This window comes from Pseudomonas sp. BIGb0164 (assembly GCF_024810135.1).
Classification (GTDB): Bacteria; Pseudomonadota; Gammaproteobacteria; order Pseudomonadales; family Pseudomonadaceae; genus Aquipseudomonas.
Window position 1 is genome coordinate 114914 of sequence record NZ_JANUEA010000010.1, and the last position, 18417, is coordinate 133330.

The window sequence follows — 18417 nt, forward strand, 5'->3', positions numbered from 1 at the left end:
GAACATGAGCAAGCCACGTCAACTCAAACTCGGAGCCATGGTCCACGGCGTCGGTCACGGCTGGGGCGAATGGCGCCACCCGCAGGCCCAACCCAATGCCAGTACCAACTTCGGCTTTTACAAGCAGCAGACCGAGCTGGCCGAAAGCGCCAAGTTCGACTTCGTGTTCATCGCCGACAGCCTGCACATCCACGCCAAGTCCAGCCCGCACTACCTCAACCGTTTTGAGCCGCTGACCATCCTGTCGGCCCTGGCCGCGTTGACCACGAATATCGGCTTGGTCGCCACGGTGACCGTCAGCTACACCGAGCCCTACCAGGTGGCGCGCCAGTTCGCGTCCCTGGACCACATCAGCGGCGGCCGTGCCGGGTGGAACGTGGTCACCTCCTGGCTCAGCGGCACCGCCGACAACTTCGGCAAGGCCGAGCACCCGCCGCACGCGGTGCGCTACCGCATCGCCAAGGAACACCTGAACGTGGTCAAGGGCCTGTGGGATTCCTGGGAAGATGACGCCTTCTCCTACAATAAACACAGCGGCGAATTTTTCGCCCCCGCCAAGTTGCACGCGCTCAAACACAAGGGCGAGTTTTTCTCGGTCAAGGGCCCGCTGAATATCGCGCGCTCTCGCCAGGGCCAGCCGGTGATCTTCCAGGCGGGCACCTCCGAAGACGGGCGCAACTTTGCCGCCGAACACTCCGACGCGATCTTTGTACACGTGGAGAGCATCGAAGAAGGCCTGGCCTACACCCAAGACCTCAAGCGCCGCGCCCAGGGCTTCGGGCGTGACGCCGACAGCCTGTCGATCCTGCCGGGCATTCGCCCGATTGTCGGACGCGATGCAGCCGAGGTGGAAAGCCGTTATCAGCAGGCCGTGGATCTGGTGACCGTGGAGGATGCGATCGTCGCCCTGGGCCGCCCGTTCAATGACCACGATTTCAGCCAGTACCCGCTCGACGCGCCCTTCCCGGAACTCGGCGACCTGGGCGCCAACAGCCAGAAAGGCGGCTCCGACCGCATCAAGCAACTGGCCAGGGACGAAGGCCTGACCCTGCGCGAAGTGGCCTTGCGGTTCTCGCGGCCCAAGCGCGATTTTGTCGGCACCCCGGAGCAAGTCGCCGATGCGATCCAGACCTGGTTCGAGACCGGCGCCAGCGACGGGTTCATCATCAACTCGGTACTGCCCGATGGCTTGCAGTACTTCACCGAACTGGTGGTGCCGGTGCTGCAACAGCGCGGCCTGTTCCGTACGGAGTACAGCGGCCACACCTTGCGCGACAACCTGGGCCTGGACGTGCCGGTCAACCGCTACAGCGTTGCCAGCGAAGTGGAGACAGAGCAGGAGGCGCTGGCATGAGCGAGTCCCTGAACCGTCAGTTGGCCGACCTGCATGCCGAACGCGTGGCCACCTGGGCGCCGGCCGCCTTGCAGGTCAACATCGACCAGCGCCAGCGCCTGGTGAACGAAGCGCAGCCTGACGACTATGTGCAGGTCGGCGACGAGCTGGACCCGTTTGTGCTGCTCAACGTGGAAGGCGGCGAACTGAACCGTGAGCTGCTATTAGCCGACGGCCCGGCGGTGCTGATCTTTTTCCGCTTTGCCGGCTGCCCCGCGTGCAACCTCGCCCTGCCTTATTACGAGCGCCAACTCTATCCACGCCTGCGGGAATTGGGCGTGCCGTTGGTAGCCGTCAGCCCGCAGGTGCCGGAGCGTCTGGTGGAGATCAAGACCCGGCACACCCTGCGACTGCTGGTGGCCAGCGACCCGGACAACAACCTCGGGCGGCGCCTGGGCATTCTCTACAGCTTTGACGAGGCCTCGCGAAACGCGGCGTTGGCCAAGGGCAATCACATCGGTGACACCACCGGCACCGGGACGTGGGAATTGCCGCAACCGACCGTGGTGGTGATCGCCCGGGACGGCACCGTGGCGTTCGTGGAAGTCAGCCCGGACTGGCTGGTGCGCACGGAAGCCGAGCCGGTGTTGCAGGCGGTGGAGCGCTTACTGGGCCAACAGCCCGTGCGCCTGGCCATCTGAATAACCTCGCCCTCCCCTGTGGGAGCTGGCTTGCCTGCGATAGCAATGCATCAGTAACCAATGTGCCAACTGCAAGACCGCTATCGCAGGCAAGCCAGCTCCCACATTTTTTGACCGAGTACATTCATCATGACTTCATCGTCTCAACCGTCTCTTCGCTCCGTGGAAGTCGCCAATTTCGACGCCCTGCTCGACCGCCTCAGCGCCGAGCTGGCGAGCACCGCGCACCTGTATGACGAGAGCGGCGCCTTCCCCCACGCCAACTTCAAGTTGCTGCACGAACACGGCCTCGTCGCGCTTACCGTGCCCAAGGCCTTGGGCGGCGGCGGTGCCAGCCTGCCCCAGGCGCGCAAGGCCATCAGTGCGATTGCCAAGGGTGAACCCTCCACCGCGCTGATCCTGGTGATGCAGTACCTGCAACACACCCGCCTGCAAGACAGCAAGACCTGGCCTGCGCACCTGCGCCAGCAAGTGGCCGAGGACGCGGTGCGCAACGGCGCGCTGATCAACGCCCTGCGTGTCGAGCCCGACCTCGGAACCCCGGCCCGTGGCGGCCTGCCGGCGACCACGGCGCTACGCACGGCCGAAGGCTGGCGCATCAGCGGGCGCAAAATCTACTCCACCGGCAGCCACGGCCTGAGCTGGTTCAGCGTGTGGGCGCGCAGCGATGACCCGGACCCGCTGGTCGGCGCCTGGCTGGTGCCCAAGGACAGCCCCGGCGTAAGCATCATCGACACCTGGGATCACTTGGGCATGCGCGCCACCTGCAGCCATGAAGTGGTGCTCGACAACGTGCTGGTGCCGCTGGACCACGCCGTCGGCGTCAGCCCCTGGAGCGCACCGTCGCCGGAGCTGGATGGCGAGGGTTTCCTGTGGATGTCGGTGCTGCTGTCGTCGGTGTATGACGCCGTGGCCCAGGCCGCGCGCGACTGGCTGGTGAATTGGCTGGAAGAACGCAAGCCATCCAACCTCGGTGCAGCCCTGTCGACCCTGCCGCGCTTCCAGGAGACCGTCGGCCATATCGACACCCTGCTGTTTGCCAACCGCAGCCTGCTCGACGCCGCTGCCGAAGGCCACACCCCGGCCGCCAACGCGGCGCAGTTGAAGTACCTGGTAACCCATAACGCCATCCGTGCCGTGGAACTGGCCATCGAGGCCTCGGGCAACCCCGGCCTGTCGCGCCATAGCCCGCTGCAACGGCATTACCGCGACGTGCTGTGCAGCCGCGTACACACCCCGCAGAACGACGCCGTGTTGCAAGGCGTCGGCAAAGCGGTGTTCGCCCAACGTGAGAAGGAACGCCCATGACCCAGGTGATTATTGCCAGCCAGCTGGACGAGGATTACAACGACGTGATCCGCCAGCGCCTCGCCGCGCACCACCCCCAGGCCCAGGTGATCGGGGTACCCGTGGGCGTGCCGAGCGACCTGCCGCCCCAGGCCAACATCCTCTTGCTGCGCCCGATCAACGTGCGCGGCTACACCGCCCCGGACACCCCGCCACCGGGCTGGCCGTATGGCGCGCAATGGGTGCACCTGGTGTCGTCGGGTATCGACTTCTACCCGCAGTGGCTGTTCAGCGGCCCGCCGGTGACCACCTCACGCGGCAGCGCCGCCGACAACCTCGCCGAGTTCGCCTTAGCGGCGATCTTTGCGGCGTCCAAGCATTTGCCGGACATCTGGGTGAAGAATGCACAGTGGAGTTTCACCCCGCTGCGTCCGCTCAAAGGCACCACGCTGGGCATCCTCGGCTTTGGTGCGATTGGCGAACGCCTGGCGCACAAGGCGCTGGCCTTGGGCATAAACGTCGTGGCGTTGCGTCAGAGCGCAGCGCCATTTGGCGTCGACGGTGTGCAGGCGGCCAAGGACATCCACGACCTGTTCGCCCGTGCCGATCACCTGGTGCTGGCGGCGCCGCTGACCGAGGCGACGCGGCATATCGTCGACCGTGATGTGCTCGGCAGCGCGAAGCCAGGGCTGCACCTGATCAACATCGCACGCGGCGGTCTGGTGGATCAGGAAGCATTGGTGGAGGCGCTGGACAATGGGCAGGTCGGCCTGGCGTCGCTGGACGTGACCGAGCCGGAACCCTTGCCGGACGGGCATCCGTTGTACACGCACCCGAGGGTGCGGTTGTCGCCCCACACATCAGCGATTTCGACCCACAGCCGCCATGAGATTGCCGATGCGTTTTTGGCGAATCTGGAGCGGTATGTCGCGGGCCTCGAATTGGCCAACCTCGCCAACGGCTGACGCCGGCCTCTCAGCAGCCCTGCGCCAGTTGTTCGCGCAAAAACTCCACCAACGCCTGCACCGGCCGTGAACTCTGCCGGTGCTGGGGGTACACCGCCGACAGGGTCAGGGCTTCGGGGGCGAAGTCGTCCAGGACCGTGACCAGGCGGCCATCCTTCAACGCGTCGCCGACGATAAAGGTGGGCAAGTACGTCACCCCCAGGCCAGCGATGGCCGTGTCGCGCAGCAAATCGCCGTTGTTCACGCGCATGCGCCCACTCACGTTCAACGCCTGCACCTTGCCCTTGAAACGCCACTGAACCTGACGACCATGGCCGTAAGGCAGGCAGTCGTGTTCACTGAGGTCTTCGGGTTTCTGCGGCGTGCCGCGCAGGGCCAGGTACGCGGGGCTGGCGCAGTACAGCCGCGGGATGCTGGCGATGCGGCGGGCGATCAGGGTGGAGTCTTCCAGGGTGCCGATGCGCAGCACCAGGTCATAGCCTTCGCCGATCAGGTCGACGGGACGGTCGCTGAGATCGACTTCTACCGACACCTGGGGATGGCGTTGCAGGAACAGCGGCAACAGGCAGCCCAAATGGGCCATGGCAAACGACAACGGCGCACTCAGGCGCAGGGTGCCGCGCGGCTCGCTGTTCTGGCCAGCGATGCCCTGCTCCACTTGCTCGACTTCACCGAGCAGGCGCAAGGCGGATTCGTAGTAACTCTGGCCCAGTGGCGTGACGTCCAGGCGGCGGGTGGAACGGTTGAGCAGGCGCACGCCGAGGCGGTCTTCCAGCTGGATCAGGCGGCGGCTGACAAATTGCTTGGACAGGCCCAGTTGCTCGGCGGCGGCGGTGAAACTGCCGGATTCCATGACCTGGCAGAACAGGCGCATGTCTTCGAAGGGGTTCATTGTCGCTTCTCGGTGGACATTTAGCGGCTTTATAGCCTGACAGTGGCCACACCACAAAACAAAATGTGGGAGCTGGCTTGCCTGCGATGGCGGTGTGTCAGGAGACATTGTTGTCGACTGACACTCCGCCATCGCGGGCAAGCCCGGCTCCCACAGGGTTCAGCAGAGTTCTTTAGAAACGGTTACTTGGTAAACGCCGAGTAGCTGTTCATCAGGTTACGGTAGTTCGGGATGCGCTGGGACAACAGGTTGGCCAGGCCTTCCATGTCGTTGCGCCAGTCGATCTGCAGCTCGCAGGCCACCGAGAACCAGTTCACCAGTTGCGCGCCGGCCGCACTCATGCGCGCCCAGGCGGCTTGCTGCACGGTTTCGTTGAAGGTGCCGGACGCGTCGGTGACCACGAACACCTCAAAGCCTTCAGCCAGCGCGCACAGGGTCGGGAACGCTACGCAGACATCTGTCACCACGCCCGCGATGATGATCTGCTTGCGCCCGGTCGCCTTGACGGCCTTGACGAAGTCTTCGTTGTCCCACGCGTTGATCTGGCCAGGGCGCGGAATGTACGGCGCGTCCGGGAACATGTCCTTGAGTTCCGGCACCAGCGGGCCATTGGGGCCGCTTTCAAAGCTGGTGGTGAGGATGGTCGGCAAGTTGAAGAACTTGGCCAGGTCCGCCAGGGCCAGCACGTTGTTCTTGAACTCGTTGGGCGAGAAGTCCTGCACCAGGGAGATCAAGCCAGTCTGGTGATCGACCAGCAGGACGACGGCGTCATCTTTGTTCAAACGGTTGTAAGCCATGGGGGTTATCTCCTAACGGGGGGTTGGGTAATCAGAAGGCAAAACACGAGCAGCCGAACGCACCCCAGAAGCCCTGGAAGTCGCTGACCGGCACGCTGGAAAGACGCGCTTTTTCATGGCTGTGCACGTGCACGCCACACGGGCCGCTGCACTGGTGGACCTGCGCCTGCAACGCCGAACTCGGGCGCCAGTGCCCGGGCACCTTGACCACCGGCGACCAGTCCGGCAGCACCGGCACACGTGGCGGTGCGTACTCTTCGAAGTCGCCGGCGCCGTAGACCACCTTGCCGCCGACCACGGTGAGCACCGACTCGATCCATTTGATGGCCTCTTCATCGACGCTGAAGAAGTCCGCCGACAGCGCGGCCACGTCCGCCAATTGGCCGACCTTGATCTGGCCTTTCTTGCCTTGCTCGGACGAGAACCAGGCACTGCCGTGGGTGAACAGTTCCAGCGCGGTGAGGCGCGGCAAGCCCTCGGCGTGCAGCGCCAGGCCGCCTACCGTGCGGCCGCTGACCATCCAGTACAGCGAGGTCCACGGGTTGTAGCTCGACACCCGCGTGGCATCGGTGCCCGCCCCTACCGGCACGCCTTCGGCGAGCATGCGCTGGATCGGTGGCGTGGCTTCGGCGGCCTTGGCGCCGTAGCGCTCGACGAAGTATTCACCCTGAAACGCCATGCGGTCCTGGATCGCAATCCCGCCGCCGAGGGCACGCACGCGCTCGATGTTTTTCGGAGTGATGGTTTCGGCGTGGTCGAAGAACCACGGCAGGCCGTTGAACGGGATGTCGTGGTTGACCTTCTCGAACACGTCGAGCATGCGCGAGATGGACTCATCATAGGTGGCGTGCAGGCGGAACGGCCAGCGCTGTTCCACCAAGTGACGCACCACCGGCTCCAGTTCCTGCTCCATGGTCAGCGGCAGGTCCGGGCGGGGTTCGAGGAAGTCTTCGAAGTCGGCGGCCGAGAACACCAGCATTTCGCCGGCACCGTTGTGACGCAGGTAGTCATCGCCCTGGTGCAGGGTGACGCTGCCGGTCCAGTTCTTGAAGTCGCTGAGTTCTTCCTTGGGCTTTTGGGTGAACAGGTTGTAGGCGATGCGCACCGTCAACTGTTCGTCCTTGGCCAACTGCTCGATCACCGCGTAGTCGTCAGGGTAGTTCTGGAAACCGCCACCGGCGTCGATCGCACTGGTGAGGCCCAGGCGGTTGAGTTCACGCATGAACTGACGGGTCGAGTTGACCTGGTATTCCAGCGGCAACTTCGGGCCCTTGGCCAGGGTCGCATACAGGATCATCGCGTTGGGCCGCGCCACCAGCATGCCGGTGGGGTTGCCATTGCTGTCGCGCACGATCTCGCCGCCCGGTGGGTTGGGCGTGTCCTTGGTGTAGCCGGCCACGCGCAGGGCCGCGCGGTTGAGCAAGGCGCGGTCGTATAGGTGCAGCACGAACACCGGGGTGTCGGGCGCGGCCTGGTTCAGTTCATCGAGGGTGGGCATGCGCTTTTCGGCGAACTGGAATTCGTTCCAGCCGCCTACCACGCGCACCCATTGCGGGGTCGGCGTGCGATCCGCCTGGTCCTTGAGCATGCGCAGCGCATCGGCCAGGGATGGCACGCCTTCCCAGCGCAGTTCGAGGTTGTAGTTCAGCCCGCCACGGATCAGGTGCAGGTGGGAGTCGTTGAGGCCGGGGATCACGGTGCGGCCCTTGAGGTCGATGACCTGGGTGCCGCTGCCGCGCAGGGCCATGGCCTCGCCGTCGGTGCCCACGGCGACGAAACGCCCACCGCTGATGGCGACGGCGGTGGCGCGCGGGTTTTCACGGTCCACGGTGTGGAACTGGCCATTGAACAGAATCAGATCGGCGTTCATAGGGTTTCCTTTACAGAGGCTTCGAGCCAGGGAGCGAACAGGCGGGTAGCCGCCGGCATCAGCAGGTAGACCACCAGCAACACGATGGTCAGGGTCACCAGGAAGGTGGCGACCACGTAGTTGGAGAGAAAGGGATGCAGGCGCAGGACCGGGCCCCACACCAGCGGCACCAGCAGGGTCAGCGGCAGGATCACGAACAGGGTGACCACCGCCTGCTTCCAGCGTGGCGGCTTGGCGGCGCTGTCGGCCAGGGGCGAGAACCAGAACTCGTTGACGCCGCCGACTTCGGTCTTGTCGCCGTCGGCCAGCATGGGTGCGGCTTCGGCGATCAGGTCGTTGCGTTCGGGGGAGTCGAGCCAGCGCTCCAGCGCGTCGGTGGAGCGGTAGCGCAATACACAGGTGAACAGCGCCAGGCCGTTCTGTTGACTGCGCACCACGTCCACGCCGAGGTGGCCGGGGCGCTCACCGGCGATGCGCACGATGCGCCGCAGCCAGGCTTCGTAGTCGGCCTCGCGGCCTTGCTTGATGAGGTGTTTGACGACCAGGGTGACGACTTCGTCGGGCCCTGTCTCTGGTGCTGGGTCCATGGTGCTCCCCTCTGCCTTGAAAGATCAGCGATAAGGGGAGTGTGCCGTGGGTGGGGGTGATGAAAATTGGATGTACGTGCTGTTTGATCGCCGCTCGTCAGCGCTGGGATTTGGCCAGGATCGCCTGCAACAGCACATCGGCGCCGGCTGTCGACCATTCGGGAGAGATGGCCTCGGCTTCGTTATGGCTCAACCCGTCCACACAGGGCACAAAGATCATCGCGGTGGGCGCAACCTGGTTGAGGTAGCAGGCGTCATGCCCGGCACCGGAGATCATCGGCCGATGGCTGTAGCCGAGCTTTTGCGCCGAGGCACGCACCACCTCTACACAGTCGCCATCGAAGGCAATCGGCGCGTACTGGAAGATCTGCTTCACGCTGTGCTGCAAGCCGATGCCCTCGGCGATGCGGGCCACGGCGTCGCGCAGTTGGACGTCCTGGCGCGCCAGTACCGCTTCGTCCGGGTGACGGAATTCCACGCTGAAAAACACCCGGCCCGGCACCACGTTGCGTGAGTTGGGGAAGATGTTCGCCATGCCCACCGTGGCGCGCCCTTCGGCGCCTTGTTCCAGCCCCAGGCCGTTCACTGCCTCGACGACACGGGCAAAGCCGAGCAAGGCATCCAGGCGATGATCCATGGGCGTGGTGCCGGCGTGGGCGCTGCGCCCGCTCAGTTCCACTTCATACCAGCGCTGGCCCTGGGCGCCGGTGACGACGCCGATGGTGACGCCTTGGGCTTCGAGGATCGGGCCCTGCTCGATATGCAGCTCGAACGCGGCATGTATCGCTTGGCCGCCCACCGGATGCGCGCCGGCATAGCCGATTTCTTTCAGCGCCTCGCCAATGGTCACCCCCGATTTGTCCTCGCGGGACAAACCGTATTCCAAGTCAAAGACACCGGCGTAGACGCCCGACGAAATCATCGCCGGGGCGAAGCGTGAGCCTTCTTCGTTGGTCCAGTTGACCACTTCGATGGGTCGGTCGGTTTCAATGCCCAGGTCGTTCAAGGTGCGCAGCACTTCCAGCCCGGCGAGCACGCCGTAGATGCCGTCGTACTTGCCGCCGAAGGGTTGGGAGTCGCCATGGGAGCCGGTCAGCACCGGGGCCAGGTGGTCGTGGCGACCGGCGCGGCGGGCGAAGATATTGCCCATCGCGTCTACGCGAATGCTGCACCCGGCCGCCGTGCACCATTGCACAAACAGGTCGCGGCCACGGCGGTCTTCATCGGTGAGGGCCAGGCGCGAGACACCACCCTTTTCCGTGGCGCCGATCGTTGCCATGTCCATCAGCGAGTCCCACAGGCGCTCGCCGTTTACCCGCGCGTGATCAGTCATGAGGCTTGGCCCGGTAGCGGAAGTCACAGTGGTGGGCGCCGCCCATGATGGTCTGGGTGCGGGTCAGTTCGATGTCGGGGTTGTAGCCGACGATAAACAGCTCGTCGCGGTTGCACGACAGCAGGTGACCGATCTCGCCCAGGCCCATCTCGTGGTACATCTCGGCGTAGCGACACCGCTTGACGTCGTAATCGTAGTGCTCGGCATCGCTGGCGATGATCTCGACCTTGAGGGCGTCGTCCTTCTCCCACAGCACTTGCAGCTCGACAAAGCTCTTGAGGTCGGCGCCCTGCTCTTCCAGCGCGGCAAAATGCTTGCCGGCCTGGATCGCCGCGTTACCCACGGCCTCGCCAATCACGGCCGCAGCAAACGCCTGGCCCTGCTCGCGCTTGAGAATCTCGTAGATCGGCTTGATGATTTCGGCCTCGATCCGCCGACGGGCAAGAATGCCCAGTTCACCTTCCAGCTTGCTCATTTCATCTCTCCTCCAAACCAATGTGGGAGCTGGCTTGCCTGCGATAACCGTGTGCCAGCCTGTACATCCTTGGCTGATATACCGCCATCGCCGGCAAGCCGGCGCCTACAGCCGGGTTGTTTATTGACCGCCGGCCACGCTCACCGGCTGCCATTGGTTGGCCTTGACCTGGTAAACGGTGAACGACGGTTTCTTCAAGTTGCCTTCGGCATCAAACGCAATGGTGCCGGTTACGCCGGGGTAGCTGATGGCGCGCAAGACCGGCAGGTACTTCTGCGGGTCCACCGAGTCGGCCTTTTCAATCGCCGCCACCAGCACGCCGACACCGTCGTAGGCGAACGGTGCATGCAGCTCGATGTTGGCTTTGTAGCGTTCCTTGTAAGCCTGCTCGAACGCCTTGCCGCCCGGCATCTGCGCAACCGCCAGGCCCGGCTCCAGGGCGATCACGCCCTCGCCTTCGTTCTGCGCCAGTTGCAGGAAGGTCTGGCTGACAAACCCGCCCGCGCCCATCAGCGGTGCCTTGATGCCCAGTTGCTTGATGCGACGGGCCAGCGGTGCGGCCTGGGAATCCACGCCGCCGAAGAAGATCAGGTCCGGGTTCTGGCTGCGGATATTGGTGAGCACGGCACTGAAGTCGATGGTCTTGTCGTCCACGTATTCGCGGCTCACCACGGTTGCACCACCCGCCTCGATGGCCTTGACGAACTGGTCGGCCAGGCCCTGGCCGAACGCAGTGCGGTCATCGATCACGGCGATACGCTTGGCTTTCAGGGTATTCAACGCATAGTCGCCGGCCACGCGGCCGCCATCGTCGTCATGGCCCATGATGCGAAAGCTGGTGTCGAAGCCCTGCTGGGTATAGGCGTGGCCGGTGGCAACCGGGGCGACCTGGGCAATACCGGCGTCGTGGTACACCCGTGCGGCCGGGATGCTGGTGCCGGTGTTCCAGTGGCCGACTACGCCCACCACGCCCTCATCCACCAGGCGCTGGGCCACGGTCACGGCGGTGCGCGGGTCAGACTGGTCGTCTTCGGAGACCAACTTGAACGTCACGGCTTCACCGTTGATTTTTGGATGCTTGGCGTTGGCCTGGTCGATGGCCAATTGCGCGCCGTTTTCCAGGTCCTTGCCGATCCGTGCCGATGGGCCGGTGAGTGGGCCAGCCAAGCCGATCAGCACAGTCTGGTCGGCCTGGGCCACGGCGCTGGCGAGGCTGCTGAGGGCCAGGCCGATCAGTGCGGTTTTCTTCAATGTGTTCATCTGGGGTTCCTGCTGGTTTTCAGGCGGGTCGGAACACGCCGGGCGTCCGGTAGCGTCATGGGTTATCTATTCGCCGAGGTACGCGCTGCGCACCTCGGGGTGTTCAAGCAAATCCTGGGACGGCCCCGTTAGGCTGATACGCCCGGTATCCATCACATAAGCACGGTCGGTGACGTGCAGCGCCAGCCGCGCGTTCTGCTCCACCAGCAACAGGGTCATGCCCTGGCGGCACACGTCGTCGATCACCTGGAAAATCTTCTCCACCATGATCGGCGCCAGGCCCATGGACGGCTCATCCAGGATCAGCAAGCGCGGGCGCGACAACAGCGCGCGAGCCAGCGCGAGCATCTGCTGTTCGCCGCCCGACAGCAGGCCGGCCGACTGGTGCAGGCGTTCCTGCAGGCGCGGGAAGTGGTCGAACAACTGGCGCATTTCGCGCTGCACCTGCGCGTGGTCACGGCGCAGGAAGGCACCGGCTTGCAGGTTTTCCAGCACACTCATGCGCGCAAAAATCCCGCGTCCTTCCGGAACCATGGCAATGCCTTGGCGCAGCAGTTGGTCGGGCGCTGCGCCGCGGATCGAACGCCCGGCAAAACGGATCTCGCCCTTGGCCGCCGGAAGCAGCCCGGTCAGGGCCTTGAGGCTGGAGGTCTTGCCGGCGCCATTGGCACCGATCAGCGTGACGCGCTCGCCTTCGTGGACATGCAGGTCCAGGGATTTGACGGCTTCGATGGCGCCGTAGCGCACTTGCAAACCGTCCACACTCAACAGGGCTTCAGACATGGGCATTGGCTCCCAGGTAGGCCTGGATCACGGCCGGGTGCTGGCGCACATCGGCGGGCGGGCCCACAGCGATAACCTGGCCGTAATCGAGCACGCTGATGCGGTCGCACACGCCCATCACCAGCTTCACGTCGTGCTCGATCAGCAGCAGCGTGTGGCCGTCGTCGCGGATCTTTTCCAGCAGGCCGCGTAGCTGCACTTTTTCGCTGGCGTTCATGCCGGCTGCCGGTTCATCCAGCGCCAGCAAGCGCGGTTCGGTGGCCAGGGCGCGGGCGATTTCCAGACGGCGCTGATGGCCGTAGCTGAGGCTGTCGGCGCGGTAATGGGCAAACCCGGCCAGGCCCACATACGCCAGCAAACGATGGGCATGGGCGCGGGTTTGCGCTTCTTCCTCACGCGCCCGGCGATGCTGACTCAGCGCCGCCCACAGGCCATTGCGGGTACGCACATGGCGCCCGACCATGACGTTTTCCAGGGCGCTCATGGCGTTGAACAGGCGGATATTCTGGAAGGTACGGGCAATGCCGGCTTCGGCCACCTGGTGCACACCGGTGGGCTTGTAGTCTCGGCCATCGAGCTGGAAACGCCCGGAGTCCGGGGTGTAGAGGCCGGTCATCACGTTGAAGAAGGTGGTCTTGCCCGCGCCGTTGGGGCCGATCAACCCGTAAATCTCGCCAGGCTGGATACTCAGGCTCACGTCAGTCAGCGCCGCGACGCCGCCGAAGTGTTTGTTGACCTTGTCGATCTGCAACAACGGTGCGTTCATCGTGCCACTCCTTTGGGCCATAGCCCGGCCGGTCGGTAGAGCATCGCCAGGATCAGCGCCAGGCCGTAGAACAGTTGACGGATGATCTCCGGGTCCACCAGCACCTGGCCGAACAGCGACTGCTGCAGCGGGCCCATGCTGGCGCGCAGGGCTTCGGGCAAGGCCGCCAGCAACACGCAACCCAGGATCACCCCGGGGATATGGCCCATGCCGCCCAACACCACCATCGCCAGCACCGCAATGGACTCGTTGAGGGTGAAGGATTCCGGCGAGACAAACCCCTGGAACGACGCGAACAGCACCCCGCTCACGCCGCCGAACGCCGCGCCAATGGCAAACGCCAGCAGCTTGAGGCGCACGGTGTTGATGCCCATGGCTTGCGCCGCGTCTTCGTCTTCGCGGATGGCCACCCACGCACGGCCGATGCGCGAACGCTCCAGGCGGATGCAGGCGAACAGGATCAGCACCACCAGCGCGGCGAACAGGTAGTAATAGAGGTAAACCGACGGCAGGCGCAGGCCGAACAGGTCCTGGGTGCGGCCCAGGTTCACGCCGAGCAGGTTCACCGGGTCGACCTGGGAGATGCCTTTGGGGCCGTTGGTGATGTTCACCGGGCGGTCGAGGTTGCGCAGCAGGATGCGGATGATCTCGCCAAAGCCCAAGGTCACGATGGCCAGGTAGTCGCCGCGCAGGCGCAGGGTCGGCGCACCGAGCACTACGCCGCAGCCGGCCGCCAGCAAGGCGCCGAGTGGCAGGATCAGCCAGATCGAGGTGTGCAGGCCCGCCGGCAACAACGCCGCCAGCGCGGGGAACTGTTGCAGCAAATGCGGCGACGAGAGCAACGCCGCGAGATAAGCGCCCACCGCATAGAAAGCGATAAAGCCCATGTCCAGCAGCCCCGCATAGCCGACCACGATGTTCAAGCCGAGGGCGAGCATGATGTACAGCAGGGCAAAGTCCAGGGTGCGCACCCAGGTGTTGCCACCGGCGTGGCCGACGATCCACGGCGCCAGCACCAGGGCCACGGCGAGCAACAGCAAGCCCAGGCTCGCACGTTTGTTGGGAGTCAGGGACTGGATCATGCGCGGGTCGCCAAACGTTCGCCCAACAACCCCGAAGGCCGGAACACCAGCACCGCAATCAACACGATAAAGGCGAACACATCCTGGTAATTGCTGCCGAACACGCCGTTGGTAGCCGAGCCCAAATAGCCAGTGCCCAGGGCTTCGATCAGCCCCAGCAACAGGCCGCCGAGCATGGCGCCTTTGAGGTTGCCGATACCGCCCAGCACCGCTGCGGTGAAGGCCTTGATGCCGGGCAAAAAGCCCATGTAGAAATGCGCGCTGCCGTAGTTGCTGGCCATCATGATCCCCGCCAACGCGGCAAGCGCGCCGCCAATGGCAAAGGTGATGACGATGATGCGGTTGGGGTTGATGCCCATCAGGCTGGCGACCTGAGGGTTTTCTGCCACGGCGCGCATGGCCCGGCCGAAGCGCGTGCGCTCCACCAACACCAGCAGCGCGACCATCACCGAGACGGCGATGGCGATGGTGGTGAGGGCCGTCACGTTGGTGATCGCCGGGTGCGCGGAGGCGCCGGCCAGCACTTCAATTGGCGCCAGGGGCAGCAATTGCGGGAACATTTGCGGGTTGCGGGTCCACACCAGCATGGCGAGGGTTTGCAGTAGCAGCGACACACCGATGCCACTGATCAACGGCGCCAGGCGCGGGGCATGGCGCAGGCGGCGATAGGCAACACGCTCGATCACTACCGCCAGCACCGCGCAGAAGGCCATGGCGACGACGGTGGCGCAGAGCAACACCAGCACTGGCGGCAAGGCGGGCCAGGTCGCCTGCAACAGGCGGATCACCGACAAGCCCACCAGTGCACCGATCATCAACACGTCGCCATGGGCGAAGTTGATGATGCGCAAAATGCCGTAGACCATGGTGTAACCCAGGGCGACCAGCGCGTAGAGACTGCCCGTCATCAAACCGTTGAGCAGTTGTTGGATAAACCCATCCATCAGGACCATCGACCTCAGTGCGTACAGGGGCGGCACACTAAGCATCTATTCTGTTTTTATCAAATATCAGAAAGTCATATCGTTATACCCAACAATAAACACGCTATTTATGCCGTAAATACGGCACTTATGGCTCTTTATTCAGCGATAAAGTTGGTATTTAATTCAACACATGAATAAATCAGAACAGTTAGCCAACGACCCTCCTCTGCGCGCCGTGCGCACCTTCGAAGCCTTCGCGCGCCATGGCGGGGTAAATGCAGCCGCCCGCGAGCTGGACGTCTCCGCCTCGGCCATCAGCCATCAGTTGCATCTGCTGGAGGATTTTTTGCAGCAGCCGCTGACCTTGCGTCAGGGCCGCAACCTGGTGCTCACCGACGAAGGTCGCGAGTACTACCGGGCGATTCGCTCAGCCTTTGCGGTACTGCGCAGCGCCACCGAACACGTGCGCGAAAAGAGCGCGACGCGCCAGGTCACGATCAGCCTGATCCCGCTGTTTGGCATCAACCTGTTTATCCCGCGCCTGGCGAATTTCCTGAAGGACCACCCGGCGCTGGACATCAACGTGACCTACGCCAACCACCGCAGCTACCCCAGCGATGCGGCTGACCTGTCGATCCGTTTTGGCACCGGGCATTGGCCGGGGTACCACAGCGAGCCGTTGATCTCTGGCGCGGTGACGCCCTATTGCAGCCGCGCGTTCCTGGCGCAGCACGGGCCCATCGACACGCCCCAGGCGCTGAGTGAACTGCCGTTGCTGCACGACGAAGAACGCGGCACCTGGGGCCAATGGTTCGAGGCCGCCGAAGTCGACACCACGGCGCTCAATGGCTTGCTGTTGGAAGACGGCCAGTTGGCACTCACCGCCACCCTCACCGGCCTCGGTTGCGCGCTGTTGCGCGAGCCGCTGGTGGCGCCCCATGTGGCCAGTGGTGAGCTGGTTAAGCTGTTTGATCTGCAGGTCAATGATGGCCGCCAGTACTACTTGTGCCGGCGCGCCAACAGTGAGTTGTCGAGCGAGGGGAATGACTTGTATGACTGGATCAAGCGCAGTTTGATTGCGCAATAGACCGCAGTTCAAAAGGTGGGAGCTGGCTTGCCTGCGATTGCGGTGTATCTGCAATCAATTCTCTAGCAGGCCCACCGCTATCGCAGGCAAGCCAGCTCCCACATTTTTAACCGCGTTGGGTATCAAGACCTTGTTGCGGATCAGCTGCCGTTGCCGCCGTGCGCCTCTTCGAAGAAGTAGTCCTTCCAGCTCGCGGCCTTGTTTTTCAACACACCCAGTTCCTGCAGTTTCTCGGCATAGATGAAGGTGCGCTGGGGCACGATGGTGAAGTCGATTTCCGGGTCCTGGACGATCTTTTCCACCAGGTCCAACGGCAGCTTCGACTGCTCTACGCGGATATAGGCCTTGGCGGCCGCTGGCTTGTCGGCCTTGATGATTTTTTCAGCCTCGGCCAGCGCGTCATAGAACGCCTTGTAGGTCTTGGGGTTTTCGTCGTGGAATTTCTGCGTGGTGTACAGCACGTTGAACGTCGCCTGCCCACCCAGGATGTCGTAGGAACTGAGCACCTTGTGCACGTTGGGGTTGAGCAGCTCCTGGTACTGGAACGGCGGGCTGGAGAAGTGCGCATTGATCTCCGAACCACCGGCAATCAGCGCCGCCGTGGCGTCGGGGTGAGCCAGGCTGATGGAGATGTCGTCGAGTTTCTTGTATTGGTCATTGCCGAACTGCTTGGCGGTCTCGATCTGCAAGGTGCGCGACTGGAAGCCCACGCCAGCGGCGGGCACGGCAATGCGGTCTTTCTCGCTGAAGTCCTTGAGGGTTTTCACGTTCGGGTTGTTGGTGAGCAGGTAGTTGGGCATCGAGCCCAGCGAGGCGATGGCCTTGACGTTCTGCTTGCCCTTGGTGCGATCCCACAGCGTGAGCATTGGCGGCACGCCGGCCGAAACCACGTCCAGGGCGCCGGCCAGCAGCGATTCGTTCATCGCGGTGGCGCCGGAAATGCTGTTCCAGTCCACCTTGATGTCCAAGCCCTGCTCCTTGCCGTGCTTTTCAATCAGGTTCTGGTCGCGCACCACGTCGAGGATCAGGTAGCCGATGCCGAATTGCTGGGCGATGCTGATCTTGCCTTCGGCCTGGGCACCGGGGCTGAGCAAGGCCGTTGCGGCGGCCAACGAGGCCGCCAGGAGGGTCAGGGAGGAACGCTTGAAGGTCATGGGGGAGTCTGCCGCGCTTTTGAGAAGGTGAGCGAGGGTAGCCACGATTTTTAAGACAGGAAAAGAATATCGGGATCTATTGTTATGCAAAATGGCCCACAAACCTGCCCGTGGCTGCTATTGTGCCGCGCTTTGAAAAACCGTCGAACCTGCGAGGAAATGGACGTTGAACACTGACGAAAAAATGACCGGGGACCTGTTCGAAGTCGATAAGCGCCTGTCACTCAAGCCCGTGGTGGACTTCAATGCCTACCTGCGCAGCGCCTTCGGCGACGGCCCGTGCACCTGCGTGCGCTGCACCGCCAGCGGAGGCGATGAAACCGGCTACGCGTTCCAGCACACCTTTACTTTCGACGGCAAACCCACCCACCGCCGCTTCGCCTCCACGGCGGGCAGTGATGTGTTGATGGCGCTGAAGAAGGCGTGGTTGTCCTACACCAAGGCCGAGTTGCCGTTGAGCGGCGTGCTGGTGCTGGACACGGTGAAGGAATTTGTCGAGCCACAACTGCACAAGCGCCTGGCGCCGCTGTTTCTGGCCAGTGGGTTGGTCAAGGACGTGGATGGCGAGTTGCAGATCCAACCCCAAGCCGCCTGATAACCTGTAGGCGCCGGCTTGCCGGCTCCTGCAGTACGTTTGGTGTTCTTAAACTCCCGCCAACACCGCCGGGTCCCCTGAGCGCCAGACGTTATCCACGGTCACGCGCTGGATCAGCCATACGCCCTCTTCCCGCACCAACGCCACGTCATACCGGTTCTTCATCAGGTAATGCCGTGAAGGATCGTTTTTGGGCACGTGCTGCGCTTCCACCAATGCATCCAGCCGCGCACTGTTGCCCTCAAGGGTTACCCGCGCGTTACTCACAGAATGAGTGGTGTCGAGTTGGCTGAGGGCGCCGGACAGTGCGGTGACGATGGTGTCGCGCCCTTCCAGCACCGGGTATTCAAAACCTGCCTTGGCAGCGGCCGGGCCAAAATCCGATACGGCGTTGACGGTGAACGCCGAAGCGAGCAAAGCCGGATCTTGCAGATCAATGCCTGCTGCGAAGCGATGCAGGGTGTCGATCACCGCGAACTTATCAGCAGCGGTGTGTAGGTCGAGGGTGGTCATGGGGGTAATTC

19 protein-coding genes are annotated in these 18417 nt (G+C 63.7%); 6 read left to right on the forward strand and 13 right to left on the reverse strand.

Annotation, left to right across the window (positions count from 1 at the left end; genetic code table 11):
* Positions 1-4 precede the first annotated feature (4 nt).
* The 4 genes from M2394_RS24380 (at position 5) to M2394_RS24395 (ending at position 4286) form a co-directional block, all read left to right on the forward strand.
* A complete protein-coding gene (locus M2394_RS24380; RefSeq protein WP_259174867.1) occupies positions 5-1354 on the forward strand; it encodes an LLM class flavin-dependent oxidoreductase in 1350 nt (449 codons plus the stop codon).
* On the forward strand, positions 1351-2034 hold the full coding sequence (locus M2394_RS24385; protein ID WP_178922504.1) for a peroxiredoxin-like family protein: 684 nt from the start codon (positions 1351-1353) through the stop codon (positions 2032-2034). The genes M2394_RS24380 and M2394_RS24385 overlap by 4 nt, the downstream gene beginning before the upstream one ends.
* A 129-nt stretch (positions 2035-2163) precedes the next feature.
* Positions 2164-3342 (forward strand): acyl-CoA dehydrogenase family protein, encoded by a 1179-nt coding sequence (locus tag M2394_RS24390; RefSeq protein WP_259174868.1) that lies wholly within the window; start codon positions 2164-2166, stop codon positions 3340-3342.
* Positions 3339-4286 carry a D-isomer specific 2-hydroxyacid dehydrogenase family protein gene (locus M2394_RS24395; protein WP_259174869.1) on the forward strand — a complete coding sequence of 316 codons (948 nt, stop codon included), beginning with the start codon at positions 3339-3341 and terminating at the stop codon, positions 4284-4286. The genes M2394_RS24390 and M2394_RS24395 overlap by 4 nt, the downstream gene beginning before the upstream one ends.
* 10 nt (positions 4287-4296) lie before the next feature.
* Here M2394_RS24395 and M2394_RS24400 read toward each other — a convergent pair whose 3' ends face one another.
* The 11 genes from M2394_RS24400 to M2394_RS24450 form a co-directional block, all read right to left on the reverse strand.
* Positions 4297-5178, reverse strand: coding sequence for a LysR family transcriptional regulator (locus tag M2394_RS24400; RefSeq protein WP_259174871.1), 882 nt, complete (start codon positions 5176-5178; stop codon positions 4297-4299).
* A gap of 182 nt (positions 5179-5360) precedes the next feature.
* Positions 5361-5975, reverse strand: coding sequence for an isochorismate family cysteine hydrolase YcaC (ycaC, locus tag M2394_RS24405; RefSeq protein WP_178922512.1), 615 nt, complete (start codon positions 5973-5975; stop codon positions 5361-5363).
* 31 nt (positions 5976-6006) lie between these two features.
* A complete protein-coding gene (locus M2394_RS24410) occupies positions 6007-7845 on the reverse strand; it encodes an amidohydrolase (RefSeq protein WP_259174872.1) in 1839 nt (612 codons plus the stop codon).
* Positions 7842-8432 carry an antibiotic biosynthesis monooxygenase gene (locus M2394_RS24415; RefSeq protein ID WP_259174873.1) on the reverse strand — a complete coding sequence of 197 codons (591 nt, stop codon included), beginning with the start codon at positions 8430-8432 and terminating at the stop codon, positions 7842-7844. The genes M2394_RS24410 and M2394_RS24415 overlap by 4 nt, the downstream gene beginning before the upstream one ends.
* 97 nt (positions 8433-8529) lie before the next feature.
* Complete coding sequence (locus tag M2394_RS24420) at positions 8530-9765, reverse strand: Zn-dependent hydrolase (RefSeq protein WP_259174874.1); 1236 nt, start codon at positions 9763-9765, stop codon at positions 8530-8532.
* On the reverse strand, positions 9758-10240 hold the full coding sequence (locus M2394_RS24425; protein ID WP_178922520.1) for an L-2-amino-thiazoline-4-carboxylic acid hydrolase: 483 nt from the start codon (positions 10238-10240) through the stop codon (positions 9758-9760). Before M2394_RS24425 ends, M2394_RS24420 begins: the two co-directional genes overlap by 8 nt.
* Before the next feature lie 120 nt (positions 10241-10360).
* The gene (locus M2394_RS24430) at positions 10361-11500 is read right to left on the reverse strand and encodes a branched-chain amino acid ABC transporter substrate-binding protein (protein ID WP_259174875.1); all 1140 of its coding nucleotides are present in this window, start codon (positions 11498-11500) and stop codon (positions 10361-10363) included.
* A 66-nt stretch (positions 11501-11566) separates the two neighbouring features.
* Entirely contained in the window at positions 11567-12283 is a 717-nt protein-coding gene (locus M2394_RS24435) for an ABC transporter ATP-binding protein (protein WP_178922524.1), read from the reverse strand.
* Positions 12276-13049, reverse strand: coding sequence for an ABC transporter ATP-binding protein (locus tag M2394_RS24440; protein WP_259174876.1), 774 nt, complete (start codon positions 13047-13049; stop codon positions 12276-12278). The genes M2394_RS24435 and M2394_RS24440 overlap by 8 nt, the downstream gene beginning before the upstream one ends.
* The gene (locus M2394_RS24445) at positions 13046-14131 is read right to left on the reverse strand and encodes a branched-chain amino acid ABC transporter permease (RefSeq protein ID WP_259174877.1); all 1086 of its coding nucleotides are present in this window, start codon (positions 14129-14131) and stop codon (positions 13046-13048) included. Before M2394_RS24445 ends, M2394_RS24440 begins: the two co-directional genes overlap by 4 nt.
* Positions 14128-15075 (reverse strand): branched-chain amino acid ABC transporter permease, encoded by a 948-nt coding sequence (locus M2394_RS24450; RefSeq protein ID WP_259174878.1) that lies wholly within the window; start codon positions 15073-15075, stop codon positions 14128-14130. The genes M2394_RS24445 and M2394_RS24450 overlap by 4 nt, the downstream gene beginning before the upstream one ends.
* Before the next feature lie 172 nt (positions 15076-15247).
* Between M2394_RS24450 and M2394_RS24455 the strand changes: the two genes are divergently transcribed.
* Positions 15248-16144 carry a LysR substrate-binding domain-containing protein gene (locus M2394_RS24455; RefSeq protein WP_176995596.1) on the forward strand — a complete coding sequence of 299 codons (897 nt, stop codon included), beginning with the start codon at positions 15248-15250 and terminating at the stop codon, positions 16142-16144.
* Positions 16145-16284: 140 nt separating this feature from the next.
* Here the strand turns inward: M2394_RS24455 and M2394_RS24460 are convergent, their stop codons facing one another.
* The gene (locus M2394_RS24460; protein ID WP_259174879.1) at positions 16285-17298 is read right to left on the reverse strand and encodes an ABC transporter substrate-binding protein; all 1014 of its coding nucleotides are present in this window, start codon (positions 17296-17298) and stop codon (positions 16285-16287) included.
* A 166-nt stretch (positions 17299-17464) separates the two neighbouring features.
* Here M2394_RS24460 and M2394_RS24465 point away from each other — a divergent pair, with 166 nt between their 5' ends.
* Positions 17465-17893, forward strand: a complete 429-nt coding sequence (locus M2394_RS24465; RefSeq protein ID WP_259174881.1) for a hypothetical protein — start codon at positions 17465-17467, stop codon at positions 17891-17893.
* A 48-nt stretch (positions 17894-17941) separates the two neighbouring features.
* On the opposite strand, the gene M2394_RS24470 is transcribed toward M2394_RS24465, so the two are convergent.
* Positions 17942-18406 carry a nuclear transport factor 2 family protein gene (locus M2394_RS24470; protein WP_259174882.1) on the reverse strand — a complete coding sequence of 155 codons (465 nt, stop codon included), beginning with the start codon at positions 18404-18406 and terminating at the stop codon, positions 17942-17944.
* Positions 18407-18417: the final 11 nt, after the last annotated feature.